This is a genomic window from Streptomyces sp. NPDC048288 (genome assembly GCF_043201555.1).
GTDB lineage: Bacteria > Actinomycetota > Actinomycetes > Streptomycetales > Streptomycetaceae > Streptomyces.
This window is the reverse complement of sequence record NZ_JBICZD010000016.1, coordinates 16,159-30,053: the sequence shown is the minus strand read 5'-3', so window position 1 is coordinate 30,053 and position 13,895 is coordinate 16,159. Positions and strand designations below refer to the sequence as shown.

14 protein-coding genes are annotated in these 13,895 nt (G+C 69.2%); all 14 read left to right on the top strand.

Features of this window, described 5'->3' with window-relative positions; all coding sequences use genetic code 11:
* The first annotated feature begins 68 nt into the window (after positions 1-68).
* The 14 genes from prfA (at position 69) to atpD (ending at position 13,871) form a co-directional block, all read left to right on the top strand.
* Entirely contained in the window at positions 69-1,145 is a 1,077-nt protein-coding gene (prfA, locus tag ACGFZS_RS41960; RefSeq protein WP_359220722.1) for a peptide chain release factor 1, read from the top strand.
* A 30-nt stretch (positions 1,146-1,175) separates the two neighbouring features.
* On the top strand, positions 1,176-2,021 hold the full coding sequence (gene prmC / locus ACGFZS_RS41955) for a peptide chain release factor N(5)-glutamine methyltransferase (protein ID WP_393666764.1): 846 nt from the start codon (positions 1,176-1,178) through the stop codon (positions 2,019-2,021).
* A gap of 94 nt (positions 2,022-2,115) precedes the next feature.
* Complete coding sequence (locus ACGFZS_RS41950; RefSeq protein ID WP_217555092.1) at positions 2,116-2,763, top strand: L-threonylcarbamoyladenylate synthase; 648 nt, start codon at positions 2,116-2,118, stop codon at positions 2,761-2,763.
* The gene (locus ACGFZS_RS41945; protein ID WP_355721041.1) at positions 2,760-3,443 is read left to right on the top strand and encodes a protein-tyrosine-phosphatase; all 684 of its coding nucleotides are present in this window, start codon (positions 2,760-2,762) and stop codon (positions 3,441-3,443) included. Before ACGFZS_RS41950 ends, ACGFZS_RS41945 begins: the two co-directional genes overlap by 4 nt.
* Positions 3,444-3,527: 84 nt before the next feature.
* Entirely contained in the window at positions 3,528-4,799 is a 1,272-nt protein-coding gene (gene glyA / locus ACGFZS_RS41940; protein ID WP_393799577.1) for a serine hydroxymethyltransferase, read from the top strand.
* 138 nt (positions 4,800-4,937) lie between these two features.
* Complete coding sequence (locus ACGFZS_RS41935; protein WP_393799576.1) at positions 4,938-6,302, top strand: MraY family glycosyltransferase; 1,365 nt, start codon at positions 4,938-4,940, stop codon at positions 6,300-6,302.
* 312 nt (positions 6,303-6,614) lie between these two features.
* Positions 6,615-7,028: a hypothetical protein gene (locus ACGFZS_RS41930; protein WP_355721034.1), complete on the top strand. Its 414-nt coding sequence runs from the start codon at positions 6,615-6,617 to the stop codon at positions 7,026-7,028.
* 225 nt (positions 7,029-7,253) lie between these two features.
* Positions 7,254-8,075 carry a F0F1 ATP synthase subunit A gene (gene atpB / locus ACGFZS_RS41925; RefSeq protein WP_355721031.1) on the top strand — a complete coding sequence of 274 codons (822 nt, stop codon included), beginning with the start codon at positions 7,254-7,256 and terminating at the stop codon, positions 8,073-8,075.
* A gap of 72 nt (positions 8,076-8,147) precedes the next feature.
* Positions 8,148-8,384, top strand: a complete 237-nt coding sequence (locus ACGFZS_RS41920) for an ATP synthase subunit C (protein WP_019060721.1) — start codon at positions 8,148-8,150, stop codon at positions 8,382-8,384.
* A 38-nt stretch (positions 8,385-8,422) separates the two neighbouring features.
* Complete coding sequence (locus ACGFZS_RS41915; RefSeq protein ID WP_393542354.1) at positions 8,423-8,968, top strand: F0F1 ATP synthase subunit B; 546 nt, start codon at positions 8,423-8,425, stop codon at positions 8,966-8,968.
* Positions 8,965-9,780, top strand: a complete 816-nt coding sequence (locus tag ACGFZS_RS41910) for a F0F1 ATP synthase subunit delta (protein ID WP_393799575.1) — start codon at positions 8,965-8,967, stop codon at positions 9,778-9,780. Before ACGFZS_RS41915 ends, ACGFZS_RS41910 begins: the two co-directional genes overlap by 4 nt.
* A 126-nt stretch (positions 9,781-9,906) precedes the next feature.
* A complete protein-coding gene (atpA, locus tag ACGFZS_RS41905) occupies positions 9,907-11,496 on the top strand; it encodes a F0F1 ATP synthase subunit alpha (RefSeq protein WP_393666962.1) in 1,590 nt (529 codons plus the stop codon).
* A 21-nt stretch (positions 11,497-11,517) separates the two neighbouring features.
* Positions 11,518-12,435 carry a F0F1 ATP synthase subunit gamma gene (locus ACGFZS_RS41900; protein WP_393799574.1) on the top strand — a complete coding sequence of 306 codons (918 nt, stop codon included), beginning with the start codon at positions 11,518-11,520 and terminating at the stop codon, positions 12,433-12,435.
* Positions 12,435-13,871, top strand: coding sequence for a F0F1 ATP synthase subunit beta (gene atpD, locus ACGFZS_RS41895; protein WP_359220708.1), 1,437 nt, complete (start codon positions 12,435-12,437; stop codon positions 13,869-13,871). Before ACGFZS_RS41900 ends, atpD begins: the two co-directional genes overlap by 1 nt.
* Positions 13,872-13,895: the final 24 nt, after the last annotated feature.

Genomic DNA, 13,895 nt, shown 5'->3' with positions numbered 1-13,895 from the left:
TGCCCGGGACCGGCGTTTTTGGTCGCCCGCCTTCCCTTCCGTCGCAGTAGCAGTATCAGGAGCCCAACATGTTCGAGGCCGTCGAGGAACTCGTCGTCGAGCACGCAGACCTGGAGAAGAAGCTCGCCGACCCGTCGGTCCACGCCGACCAGGCCAACGCGCGCAAGCTGAACAAGCGCTACGCCGAGCTCACCCCGATCGTCGCCACGTTCCGCTCCTGGAAGCAGACCGGCGACGACATCGAGACCGCGCGTGAACTGGCCGCCGACGACCCCGACTTCGCCGCCGAGGTCAAGGAGCTGGACAAGCAGCGCGACGAGCTGACCGAGAAGCTGCGGCTGCTGCTCGTGCCCCGGGACCCGTCCGACGACAAGGACGTCATCCTGGAGATCAAGGCGGGCGCGGGCGGTGACGAGTCCGCGCTGTTCGCCGGTGACCTGCTGCGCATGTACCTGCGGTACGCCGAGCGCGTCGGCTGGAAGACCGAGATCATCGACTCCACCGAGTCCGAGCTCGGCGGCTACAAGGACGTCCAGGTCGCCGTGAAGACCAAGGGCGGCCAGGGCGCCACGGAGCCCGGGCAGGGCGTCTGGGCGCGGCTGAAGTACGAGGGCGGTGTGCACCGCGTGCAGCGCGTGCCGGCGACCGAGTCGCAGGGCCGGATCCACACGTCCGCGGCCGGTGTCCTGGTCACGCCGGAGGCCGAGGAGGTCGACGTCGAGATCAACCCGAACGACCTGCGGATCGACGTCTACCGGTCCTCCGGGCCCGGCGGGCAGTCCGTCAACACCACCGACTCCGCGGTGCGCATCACGCACCTGCCCACCGGAGTCGTGGCCTCCTGCCAGAACGAGAAGAGCCAACTGCAGAACAAGGAGCAGGCCTTGCGTATCCTGCGCTCCAGGCTGCTCGCCGCGGCGCAGGAGGAGGCGGAGAAGGAAGCCGCCGACGCCCGCCGCAGCCAGGTCCGCACCGTCGACCGCTCCGAGAAGATCCGCACGTACAACTTCCCGGAGAATCGCCTCTCGGACCACCGTGTCGGCTTCAAGGCGTACAACCTGGACCAGGTCCTGGACGGCGACCTCGACGCGGTGATCCAGGCCTGCGTCGACGCGGACTCGGCCGCCAAGCTGGCAGCTGCATAAGAGGTACGAGTTACTACACGGAGGACCAGCGTGAACCTGCTGCTCGCCGAGGTGGCCCAGGCCGCCCAGCGGCTGGCCGACGCCGGCGTGCCCTCGCCGCGCAACGACGCGGAGGAGCTCGCCGCGTTCGTGCACGGCGTGAAGCGGGGAGCGCTGCACTCCGTCAAGGACTCCGACTTCGACGCCCGCTACTGGGAGGCCATCGCCCGCCGCGAGCAGCGCGAGCCGCTCCAGCACATCACCGGGCGGGCGTATTTCCGGTATCTCGAACTCCAGGTGGGCCCGGGCGTGTTCGTGCCCCGCCCGGAGACCGAGTCGGTGGTCGGCTGGGCCATAGACGCGGTGCGCGCGATGGACGTGGTCGAACCGTGCATCGTCGACCTGTGCACCGGCTCCGGCGCCATCGCGCTCGCCCTCGCCCAGGAGGTCCCGCGGTCCAGCGTGCACGCCGTGGAGCTGTCCGAGGAGGCGCTCCAGTGGACCCGCAAGAACGTGGCGGGCTCCAGGGTCGACCTGCGCCAGGGAGACGCCCTGGACGCCTTCCACGACCTCGACGGCCATGTCGACCTGGTCATCTCCAACCCGCCGTACATCCCGCTCACCGAGTGGGAGTACGTCGCCCCCGAGGCCCGCGACTACGACCCGGAGCTGGCCCTGTTCTCCGGCGAGGACGGCCTGGACCTCATCCGGGGCATCGAACGCACCGCGCACCGGCTGCTGCGCCCGGGCGGTGTCGTCGTCATCGAGCACGCCGACACCCAGGGCGGCCAGGTGCCGTGGATCTTCACCGAGGAGCGGGGCTGGGCCGACGCGGCCGACCACCCCGACCTCAACAAGCGCCCCCGCTTCGCGACCGCGCGCAAGGCGCTGCCGTGAGCACCCCCCAGACTGTTTGCCGCAAGTCCCGGAATCCCCGGAACCGGATGTCCCGGAAGTACGTGTACTTCGTGTACGAGGAGGCCCGCTAGACATGGCACGGCGATACGACACCAATGACGCGACCGACCGCGTGACGGGTCTGCGCGAGGCCGCGTCCGCCGTCCGCCGGGGCGAACTGGTGGTGCTGCCCACCGACACGGTGTACGGCATCGGCGCCGACGCGTTCACCTCGGAGGCGGTCGCCGACCTGCTCGACGCCAAGGGCCGGGGCCGCAACATGCCCACCCCCGTACTGATCGGCTCCCCGAACACGCTCCACGGTCTCGTCACCGACTTCTCGGAGATGGCCTGGGAGCTCGTCGACGCGTTCTGGCCGGGCGCCCTCACCCTGGTCGCCAAGCACCAGCCGTCCCTGCAGTGGGACCTGGGCGACACCCGGGGCACGGTCGCCGTCCGCATGCCCCTGCACCCGGTCGCCATCGAGCTGCTCACCGAGGTCGGCCCGATGGCCGTCTCCTCCGCCAACCTCACCGGCCACCCGTCCCCGGAGACCTGTGACGCCGCCCAGGAGATGCTCGGCGACTCCGTCTCCGTGTACCTCGACGGCGGTCCGACCCCGGGCAACGTGCCCTCGTCCATCGTCGACGTCACCCGCGAGGTGCCGCTGCTGCTGCGCGCCGGCGCGATCTCGGCGGAGGAGCTGCGGAAGGTCGTACCCGACCTCGAGGTGGCGAATTGACAGCCCCTGACGCGGGGCGTGGCATAGGCAACGGGGAGAGCGCGGCGGAGATCACGACGACGTTCGTGGGGCTGCCTCGTGACAGCTTCCGGATCCTCCATGTCAGCACCGGCAACGTGTGCCGCTCGCCGATCACCGAGCGGCTGACCCGCCATCTCGTGACGGACCGGCTCGGCACCTTTCTCGGCGGCGGGCTGATCGTGGAGAGCGCGGGCACCTGGGGCCACGAGGGCGCCCCCATGGAGGCCAACGCGGAGGCCGTGCTGGCCGACTTCGGCGCGGACCCGACCGGGTTCGTGGGGCGGGAGCTGCTCGACGAGCACGTCATCCGCGCCGACCTGGTGCTGACCGCCACCCGTGACCACCGCGCCCAGGTCATCTCCATGGGCCACTCGGCGGGCCTGCGCACCTTCACCCTGAAGGAGTTCACCCGCCTGGTCCGCGCGATCGACCCGGCGACCCTGCCGCCGCTCACCGAGGGCGTGGTGATCCGCGCCCGCGCCCTGGTCCGTGCCGCGGCGGCGCTGCGCGGCTGGCTCCTCGCGCCCACGGCCGAGGCCGACGAGGTGTACGACCCGTACGGCGCCCCGCTGCCGTTCTTCCAGTCCATCGGGGACGAGATACACGAGGCGCTGGACCCGGTCGTCACGGCGCTCACCGGCGTCCCGGCCCGGATGTAGCCCGAGGCGCCGCACACACCGCGCACCCCACCCACCCCGGGCCTACATTGGACCTACGTCACCGTCGACCGCCCGGAGCCCGTCATGCCGGTCACCCCTACCCTCGATGAGGCCGGTCCGCTGCTGCGGCGGCAGGACCCGGAGCTGGCGGAGATCCTGCTGGGCGAGCTGACCCGGCAGTCGACGTCGCTGCAGCTGATCGCCGCCGAGAACTTCACCTCCCGGGCCGTGCTGGCCGCGCTCGGCTCACCGCTCGCCAACAAGTACGCGGAGGGCTACCCGGGCGCCCGCTACCACGGCGGCTGCGAGATCGTGGACGTCGCCGAGCGGCTCGCCGTGGACCGGGCCAAGGCCCTCTTCGGCGCCGCGCACGCCAATGTGCAGTCCCACTCCGGCTCCTCCGCCGTGCTGGCCGCCTACGCCGCCCTGCTGCGCCCCGGTGACACCGTCCTCGCCCTGGGGCTGCCCTACGGCGGTCATCTCACCCACGGGTCGCCGGCCAACTTCTCCGGCCGCTGGTTCGACTTCGTCGGGTACGGGGTGGACGCCGAGAGCGGGCTCATCGACTACGACCAGGTGCGGGCGCTGGCCCGCGGCCACCGGCCCAAGGCGATCGTGTGCGGCTCCATCTCCTACCCCCGCCACATCGACTACGCCTTCTTCCGCGCCGTCGCCGACGAGGTGGGCGCGTATCTGATCGCCGACGCCGCGCACCCCATCGGGCTGGTCGCCGGGGGAGCGGCACCCAACCCGGTGCCGTACGCCGACGTCGTGTGCGCGACCACCCACAAGGTGCTGCGCGGACCGCGCGGCGGGATGCTGCTGTGCGGATCGCCGGAGCTGGCCGAGCGGCTCGACCGGGCCGTGTTCCCGTTCACCCAGGGCGGCGCGCAGCTGCACACCATCGCCGCGAAGGCGGTCGCGTTCGGGGAGGCGGCAACACCGGCGTTCACCGGGTACGCCCATCAGGTGGTCGCCAACGCGCGCGTTCTCGCGGCCGCGCTGGCCGACCAGGGGCTGGCGGTGACCACGGGCGGCACGGACACGCACCTGATCACGGCCGACCCGCTGCCGCTCGGCGTGGACGGGCGGGCCGCCCGGGGCCGGCTGGCCGCGGCCGGGATCGTGCTGGACTGCTGCGCCCTGCCGCACGGCGACGCCCGCGGGCTGCGCCTGGGCACCGCCGCCGTCACCACCCAGGGCATGGGGGAGCCGGAGATGACCCGGATCGCGGCCCTCCTCGGCGCGGTACTGCGCGGCGGGGCGGACGGGGCGCGGGTGCGGGCCGAGGTGCGCGGGCTCACGGCCGGGTTCCCGCCGTATCCCGGCTGGGACGGGGTAGGCGGAGGGTCGTAACGAACCTGGTGAAGACTGTCTTATGTCCGGCTCACAGCCACCCGTGCAACCATCTTCGCTACCCGGAAGTCCCCATGCATATGCGTCCCTCGCTAGGGTGTGGGGCTGTGATGGCCAGCGAGACCTGTGGGGAAGCCCGTGCGTGAATACCTGCTGACGCTCTGCATCACGGCCGCGGTGACGTATCTGCTGACAGGGCCGGTGCGGAAGTTCGCGATCGTGGCCGGGGCCATGCCGGAGATCCGGGCACGTGACGTGCACCGGGAACCCACTCCGCGGCTCGGCGGGATCGCGATGTTCTTCGGCCTGTGCGCGGGTCTGCTGGTCGCGGATCATCTGACCAACCTGAACGACGTCTTCACCAAGGGCAACGAGCCGCGGGCGCTGCTCTCCGGCGCCGCGCTGATCTGGCTGATCGGCGTGCTCGACGACAAGTTCGAGATCGACGCCCTGATCAAGCTGGGCGGTCAGATGATCGCCGCGGGCGTCATGGTCTGGCAGGGGCTGACGATCCTGTGGCTGCCTGTCCCGGGCGTCGGCACGGTGGCGCTCACCCCGTGGCAGGGCACCCTGCTGACGGTGGCGCTGGTGGTCATCACCATCAACGCGGTGAACTTCGTCGACGGCCTGGACGGCCTGGCCTCCGGCATGGTGTGCATCGCCGCCGCGGCGTTCTTCATGTACGCCTACCGGATCTGGTACTCGTACGGCATCGAGGCCGCCGCCCCGGCCACGCTGTTCTCGGCGATCCTGATGGGCATGTGCCTGGGCTTCCTGCCGCACAACATGCATCCCGCGCGGATCTTCATGGGCGACTCCGGCTCGATGCTGATCGGCCTGGTGCTGGCCGCCGGCGCGATCTCCGTCACGGGCCAGGTCGACCCGGACGTGATGAACCTGTTCGCCGGGTCCGAGCGCAACACCGTCCACCAGATGGTGCCGGTCTACATCCCGCTCCTGCTGCCGCTGACGATCATCGCGGTGCCCGCCGCCGACCTGGTCCTCGCCATCGTGCGGCGTACCTGGCGCGGCCAGTCGCCGTTCGCCGCCGACCGGGGGCATCTGCACCACCGGCTGCTGGAGATCGGCCACTCGCACAGCCGGGCCGTGCTGATCATGTACTTCTGGTCGGCGCTGATCGGCTTCGGGGCGCTGGCCTACTCGGTGAACTCCGCGTCCATGTGGATCGTGCTCGGGGTGGTGTTCCTCAGTGCGATCGGCCTGGCGCTGCTCCTGCTGCCGCGGTTCACCCCGCGCGCCCCGATGTGGGCGCAGGCCGTCGTGCCGCCCCGCTACCGGCGCCGCCGGTCCGCCTTGACGGCCGACCTGGCGGCCGAGGAGGCCGAGGCGCCGGACGCGGCGTCCCCGCAGCCGGCGGCGGCCGTCGAGAAGCCGGAAAGCGACGAGTACCGCTCCCCGGTGTCCGCCGCGGCCAACGGCGCGACCGCCATCGGAGCCCGTTCGCGCTTCCTGGACCGGCACACTTCCGAGACCTCCCGCTGACGCCGCCAAGGTAAGAATCTGACTAGAGCATTGCCAAGTCGTGGGGGAGTAAAGGCCCCCAATACCAGACACAACGGCTCGGTTTTCGCTCGGACGGGCACGTTCACTCTCATGTGTGACAGCTGGCACACCTACCAGGTAAAGACCTCATCAAATAGTTTGTGATACGGTTCACGAGAACCCCGGACAGAGCCGAAGGACCCAAGTGCGATGGTCCATTGGCGTGAGGTCGGCGTGAGGTTTTCGCCCCTCCGACCGGGACTACGCTCGTCCATGACGACACCTGCCCCCTGTGAAAGCGGAGTTGCCGCCATGCCGTCCAATGACGCCCGGAACCTGGCCCAGGCCGCCGTACCCACGGCTGCCGTCGGCGTACTCGCCGCCGTTGTCAGCGGTGTGGTCGCGGGTGGCAAGGGGGCTCTCGGCGCCGTCGTCGGAACGCTGGTGGTGATCCTCTTCATGGGAATCGGCCTCTACGTTCTGCAGCGCACCGCGAAATCGCTTCCGCACCTGTTCCAGGCCATGGGACTGATGCTGTACACGGCGCAGTTGCTGGTCCTGTTCATCTTCGTCGCGGCCTTCAAGGACACGACACTGTTCAACCCCCGGGCGTTCGCCGCCGCTCTCCTGGCGGGCACCCTGACGTGGATCGCCGCCCAGGCGCGCGCCCACATGAAGGCCAAGATCCTCTACGTCGAGCCCGAGAAGACCGGGCAGCCGTCGTGAGAGGTAGGGCCGGGATAAAGCCGCACGAGAGATGCTGCTATCGTCCGGTGCCAACTGCGGCATCGCGGGCGCGGGCATCTGAGCTGACGCCTGCTCAATCGCGAGGCGAGATGCCCCCCAGCCGCCCCCACATCCGTAACACCAGTCCCGTGCCGAACCGCGGCCCTGCGCCGCGCCGACACAACGAGGTTGCCGTACCTATGCGCCACGCTGAAGGAGCCCGCGGTGAGTGCTGACCCGACGCAGGTGCTCGCCTTCGAGACCGACTGCCACATCTTCGACGGCTGTGGCTTCCCGGCTCCCGGCTTGCACTCGTTCCTGTTCAAGCCCCTCTGGGGCGATGCCGACAGCAACCTGTACTTCAACAAGACGATGCTGCTGGCGCTGCTCGGCTCGGTCATCATCGTCGGTTTCTTCTGGGCCGCGTTCCGCAAGCCGCAGGTCGTTCCCGGCAAGCTGCAGATGGTCGCCGAGTCGGGTTATGACTTCATCCGCCGCGGCGTCGTCTACGAGACCATCGGCAAGAAGGAAGGCGAGAAGTACGTTCCACTGATCGTCTCGCTGTTCTTCTTCGTCTGGATGATGAACCTCTGGTCGATCATTCCGCTCGCCCAGTTCCCGGTGACGGCGATCATCTCGTACCCGCTCGTCCTGGCCCTCATCGTCTACGTCCTGTGGGTCTCGCTGACCTTCAAGCGCCACGGTTTCGTCGGCTTCTTCAAGAACGTCACCGGCTACGACAAGTCGCTCGGTGCGGTCCTGCCGCTGGCGATGGTCATCGAGTTCTTCTCGAACCTGCTCGTCCGGCCGTTCACCCACGCGGTGCGACTGTTCGCGAACATGTTCGCGGGCCACACCCTGCTGCTGCTCTTCACGATCGCCAGCTGGTACCTGCTGAACGGCATCGGCATCGCCTACGCCGGCGTCAGCTTCATCATGACCATCGTGATGACGGCCTTCGAGCTCTTCATCCAGGCCCTGCAGGCGTACGTCTTCGTCCTGCTGACCTGCACCTACATCCAGGGCGCGCTCGCCGAGCACCACTGAGCGCCTCGCACCCCACACCTGCTAGTCGTCCGGTGGCCAACCCCCGCCGGCATCAGAAAAGAAGGAAGAATCATGGCTGCCACTGAGACCCTTGCCGCTGTCTCCGGCTCGCTCGGCTCCATCGGTTACGGCCTCGCTGCCATCGGCCCCGGCGTCGGCGTCGGCATCATCTTCGGCAACGGCACCCAGGCGCTGGCCCGCCAGCCCGAGGCGGCCGGTCTGATCCGTGCCAACCAGATCCTCGGCTTCGCCTTCTGTGAGGCGCTCGCCCTGATCGGTCTGGTCATGCCGTTCGTCTACGGCAAGTGATCTGTCGATCAACCACTGACTAGACGAAAGGCACTGATATGAGCCCCCTGGTTCAGCTGGCGGCGGAGGAGGCCGAAAACCCCCTCTTCCCGCCGATCCCAGAGCTCGTCATCGGCCTGATCGCCTTCGTCATCGTCTTCGGCTTCCTCGCCAAGAAGCTCCTTCCGAACATCAACAAGGTTCTGGAGCAGCGCCGCGAGGCGATCGAGGGCGGTATCGAGAAGGCCGAGGCCGCGCAGACCGAGGCCCAGAGCGTCCTTGAGCAGTACAAGGCGCAGCTGGCCGAGGCCCGCCACGAGGCCGCCCGCCTGCGCCAGGAGGCTCAGGAGCAGGGCGCCACGCTCATCGCCGAGATGCGCGCCGAGGGCCAGCGGCAGCGCGAGGAGATCGTCGCCGCCGGTCACGCCCAGATCGAGGCCGACCGCAAGTCCGCCGCGCAGTCCCTGCGCCAGGACGTGGGCCACCTGGCCACCGACCTGGCCGGCAAGCTCGTCGGTGAGTCCCTCGAGGACCACGCCCGGCAGAGCCGTGTGATCGACCGCTTCCTCGACGAGCTCGAGGAGAAGGCCGAGGCGGCGCGATGAACGGAGCGAGCCGCGAGGCCCTGGCAGCCGCACGCGAGCGACTCGACGCGCTGACGGACTCCACGTCCGTGGACGCGACGAAGCTCGCCGACGAGCTGGCGGCCGTCACCGCGCTGCTCGACCGCGAGGCAGGCCTGCGCCGGGTCCTCACCGACCCGGCGCAGCCCGGCGAGGCCAAGGCCGAGCTGGTCCGGCGCCTGATCGGCGGCCAGGTCTCCGAGACCACCGCCGACGTGGTGTCCGGCATGGTCCGCTCCCGCTGGTCGCAGCCCCGCGACCTGGTGGACGCGCTGGAGGAGCTGGCGGACGTCGCCGACCTCACCGCCGCGCAGAAGTCGGACACGCTGGACGACGTGGAGGACGAGCTGTTCCGGTTCGGCCGGATCGTCTCCTCCAGCACCGGGCTGCGCGCCGCGCTCACCGACCGCAAGGCCACCGTCGCCGCCAAGGTGGAGCTGCTGCACCGGCTGCTCGGCGGTCGCGCCAAGCCGGTCACCGAGCGTCTGGTCACGCGCCTTGTGACCGCGCCGCGGGGACGTAGCCTGGAAGCGGGCCTGGAGGCCCTGTCCAAGCTCGCCGCGGACCGCCGCAGCCGCGTCGTCGCCGTGGTCACCTCGGCGGTGCCGCTGAGCGAGCCGCAGAAGCAGCGCCTGGGCGCCGCCCTCGCGAAGCTCTACGGCCGCACGATGCACCTCAACCTCGACGTCGACCCCGCGGTCGTCGGCGGGATCCGGGTGCAGGTCGGTGACGAGGTCATCAACGGTTCCATCGCGGACCGGCTCGAGGACGCGGCCCGCCGCATGGCGAGCTAGCACCCGACTCAAGAGCAGTACGTACTTACGACGGCCCGGGTTGGGCCGTACAAGAAGAATCCTGGGGGTCGCCCCCAGACCCCCCAAGTGAAACTTCGGGCCCAACAAGGAGAGCAGGGAACCCAGATGGCGGAGCTCACGATCCGGCCGGAGGAGATCCGGGACGCGCTGGAGAACTTCGTCCAGTCGTACCAGCCGGACGCGGCCTCGCGCGAGGAGGTCGGTACGGTCACCCTTGCCGGCGACGGCATCGCGAAGGTCGAGGGTCTTCCCTCGGCCATGGCCAACGAACTGCTGAAGTTCGAGGACGGCACCCTCGGCCTCGCGCTGAACCTGGAAGAGCGCGAGATCGGCGCCATCGTCCTCGGTGAGTTCAGCGGCATCGAGGAGGGTCAGCCGGTGCAGCGCACCGGTGAGGTCCTCTCCGTCGCGGTCGGCGAGGGCTACCTCGGCCGCGTCGTCGACCCGCTCGGCAACCCGATCGACGGCCTCGGCGAGATCGAGACGTCCGGCCGCCGTGCCCTGGAGCTGCAGGCTCCCGGCGTCATGGCCCGTAAGTCGGTGCACGAGCCGATGGAGACCGGCTACAAGGCCGTCGACGCCATGACCCCGGTCGGCCGCGGCCAGCGTCAGCTGATCATCGGCGACCGCCAGACCGGCAAGACCGCCCTGGCCGTCGACACGATCATCAACCAGCGCGACAACTGGCGCTCGGGCGACCCGAAGAAGCAGGTCCGCTGCGTCTACGTCGCCATCGGCCAGAAGGGCTCGACCATCGCCTCCGTGCGTGGTGCGCTCGAAGAGGCCGGCGCCCTTGAGTACACGACCATCGTCGCCGCCCCGGCGTCCGACCCGGCCGGCTTCAAGTACCTGGCGCCGTACACCGGCTCGGCCATCGGCCAGCACTGGATGTACGACGGCAAGCACGTCCTCATCATCTTCGACGACCTCTCGAAGCAGGCCGACGCCTACCGCGCCGTCTCCCTGCTGCTGCGCCGCCCGCCGGGCCGTGAGGCCTACCCGGGTGACGTCTTCTACCTGCACTCCCGTCTGCTGGAGCGCTGCGCCAAGCTCTCCGACGAGATGGGCGCCGGCTCGATGACCGGTCTGCCGATCGTCGAGACCAAGGCCAACGACGTCTCGGCGTTCATCCCGACCAACGTCATCTCCATCACCGACGGCCAGTGCTTCCTGGAGTCGGACCTGTTCAACGCCGGTCAGCGCCCCGCGCTGAACGTCGGTATCTCCGTCTCCCGAGTCGGTGGTTCCGCGCAGCACAAGGCGATGAAGCAGGTCTCCGGCCGTCTGCGTCTGGACCTCGCCCAGTACCGCGAGCTGGAGGCGTTCGCCGCCTTCGGTTCCGACCTGGACGCCGCGTCGAAGTCGCAGCTGGAGCGTGGCCAGCGTCTGGTCGAGCTGCTCAAGCAGGCTCAGTACCAGCCGATGTCCACCGAGGACCAGGTCGTCTCCGTGTGGGCCGGCACCACGGGCCGGATGGACGACGTCCCGGTCAACGACATCCGCCGCTTCGAGAAGGAGCTGCTCGAGTACCTGCACCGCAAGGAGCAGGGCCTCATGACCTCCATCAAGGAGGGCGGCAAGATGTCGGACGACACCCTCACCGCTGTTGCCGACGCGATCGCCGACTTCAAGAAGCAGTTCGAGACCTCGGACGGCAAGCTTCTCGGCGAGGACGCCCCGGCCGCGGCCAAGTGACGTAAGGAAGGGACCTGACTCATGGGAGCCCAGCTCCGGGTCTACAAGCGTCGCATCCGATCCGTCACCGCGACCAAGAAGATCACCAAGGCGATGGAGATGATCGCCGCCTCGCGTGTGGTCAAGGCGCAGCGCAAGGTGCGGGCCTCCGCGCCGTACGCGACCGAGCTCACCCGCGCGGTCACGGCGGTCGGTACCGGCTCGAACACCAAGCACCCGCTGACCACCGAGGCTCAGACGCCGACGCGTTCCGCGGTGCTGCTCCTCACGAGCGACCGCGGTCTCGCCGGTGCCTTCAACTCCAACGCCATCAAGGCCGCCGAGCAGCTGACGGCGCGCCTTGAGGCGGAGGGCAAGGAGGTCGACACGTACATCGTCGGCCGCCGCGGTCTGGCCCACTACAACTTCCGCGAGCGCAAGGTCGTGGAGTCGTGGTCGGGCTTCACCGACGAGCCCTCGTACGCGGACGCCAAGAAGGTCGCGGCCCCGCTGATCGAGGCCATCGAGACGGAGACGGCGGACGGCGGCGTGGACGAACTCCACATCGTCTACACCGAGTTCGTGTCGATGATGACGCAGACGGCGCTCGGCGACCGGCTGCTGCCGCTGAGCCTCGACGAGGTCGCCGAGGAGAACGCCCCCAAGGGCGAGATCCTCCCGCTGTACGACTTCGAGCCCTCGGCGGAGGACGTCCTCGACGCCCTGCTGCCGCGCTACGTGGAGAGCCGTATCTACAACGCGCTGCTCCAGTCGGCGGCTTCGAAGCACGCCGCCACGCGGCGCGCGATGAAGTCGGCCACCGACAACGCGGGCGAGCTGATCAACACGCTCTCCCGTCTTGCCAACGCGGCCCGCCAGGCCGAAATCACCCAGGAAATCAGCGAGATCGTCGGTGGCGCCAGCGCCCTGGCCGACGCGACCGCGGGGAGTGACCGATAATGACCACCACTGTTGAGACCGCGACGGCCACGGGCCGCGTCGCCCGGGTCATCGGCCCGGTCGTCGACGTGGAGTTCCCCGTCGACGCGATGCCGGACATCTACAACGCCCTTCACGTCGAGGTGGCCGACCCGGCCAACGCCGGCGAGAAGAAGACGCTGACCCTGGAGGTCGCCCAGCACCTGGGTGACGGCCTGGTCCGCACCATCTCCATGCAGCCCACCGACGGTCTGGTCCGCCAGGCCCCGGTCACCGACACCGGCGACGGCATCACCGTCCCGGTCGGCGACTTCACCAAGGGCAAGGTGTTCAACACCCTCGGTGAGGTGCTGAACGTCGACGAGCAGTACGAGGGCGAGCGCTGGTCCATCCACCGCAAGGCCCCGAACTTCGACGAGCTCGAGTCGAAGACCGAGATGTTCGAGACCGGCGTCAAGGTCATCGACCTTCTCACCCCGTACGTCAAGGGTGGAAAGATCGGTCTGTTCGGCGGTGCCGGCGTCGGCAAGACGGTGCTCATCCAGGAGATGATCTACCGCGTCGCCAACAACCACGACGGTGTCTCCGTGTTCGCCGGTGTCGGCGAGCGCACCCGTGAGGGCAACGACCTCATCGAGGAGATGGCCGACAGCGGTGTTATCGACAAGACCGCTCTTGTCTTCGGCCAGATGGACGAGCCCCCGGGCACCCGTCTGCGCGTCGCGCTGGCCGGCCTCACCATGGCCGAGTACTTCCGTGACGTCCAGAAGCAGGACGTGCTGTTCTTCATCGACAACATCTTCCGCTTCACGCAGGCCGGTTCCGAGGTCTCGACCCTGCTCGGCCGCATGCCCTCCGCGGTGGGCTACCAGCCGAACCTGGCCGACGAGATGGGTCTCCTCCAGGAGCGCATCACCTCGACCCGTGGTCACTCGATCACCTCGATGCAGGCGATCTACGTCCCCGCGGACGACCTGACCGACCCGGCCCCGGCCACCACCTTCGCCCACCTCGACGCGACGACGGTGCTCTCCCGTCCGATCTCGGAGAAGGGCATCTACCCGGCCGTGGACCCGCTGGACTCCACGTCCCGGATCCTGGACCCGCGCTACATCGCGGCGGACCACTACAACACCGCGATGCGCGTGAAGACGGTCCTCCAGAAGTACAAGGACCTCCAGGACATCATCGCGATCCTCGGTATCGACGAGCTGGGCGAGGAGGACAAGCTCACCGTCCACCGTGCCCGTCGCGTGGAGCGCTTCCTGTCCCAGAACACCCACGTCGCCAAGCAGTTCACCGGCGTCGACGGTTCGGACGTCCCGCTGGAGGAGTCGATCGCCGCGTTCAACGCGATCATCGACGGCGAGTACGACCACTTCCCGGAGCAGGCGTTCTTCCTGTGCGGTGGCATCGAGGACCTGAAGGCCAACGCCAAGGAGCTGGGCGTCTCCTGAACACCCCGAGTTCCCCGGAACTCC

What these genes read in the sequence shown, in the direction of transcription:
- ACGFZS_RS41910 (WP_393799575.1), top strand. Translation starts at nt 8,965, where the DNA reads ATGAACGGAGCGAGCCGCGAGGCCCTGGCAGCCGCACGCGAGCGACTC.
- ACGFZS_RS41900 (WP_393799574.1), top strand. Translation starts at nt 11,518, where the DNA reads ATGGGAGCCCAGCTCCGGGTCTACAAGCGTCGCATCCGATCCGTCACC.
- glyA (WP_393799577.1), top strand. Translation starts at nt 3,528, where the DNA reads ATGCCGGTCACCCCTACCCTCGATGAGGCCGGTCCGCTGCTGCGGCGG.
- ACGFZS_RS41920 (WP_019060721.1), top strand. Translation starts at nt 8,148, where the DNA reads ATGGCTGCCACTGAGACCCTTGCCGCTGTCTCCGGCTCGCTCGGCTCC.
- atpD (WP_359220708.1), top strand. Translation starts at nt 12,435, where the DNA reads ATGACCACCACTGTTGAGACCGCGACGGCCACGGGCCGCGTCGCCCGG.
- prfA (WP_359220722.1), top strand. Translation starts at nt 69, where the DNA reads ATGTTCGAGGCCGTCGAGGAACTCGTCGTCGAGCACGCAGACCTGGAG.
- ACGFZS_RS41930 (WP_355721034.1), top strand. Translation starts at nt 6,615, where the DNA reads ATGCCGTCCAATGACGCCCGGAACCTGGCCCAGGCCGCCGTACCCACG.
- ACGFZS_RS41950 (WP_217555092.1), top strand. Translation starts at nt 2,116, where the DNA reads ATGGCACGGCGATACGACACCAATGACGCGACCGACCGCGTGACGGGT.
- ACGFZS_RS41915 (WP_393542354.1), top strand. Translation starts at nt 8,423, where the DNA reads ATGAGCCCCCTGGTTCAGCTGGCGGCGGAGGAGGCCGAAAACCCCCTC.
- atpA (WP_393666962.1), top strand. Translation starts at nt 9,907, where the DNA reads ATGGCGGAGCTCACGATCCGGCCGGAGGAGATCCGGGACGCGCTGGAG.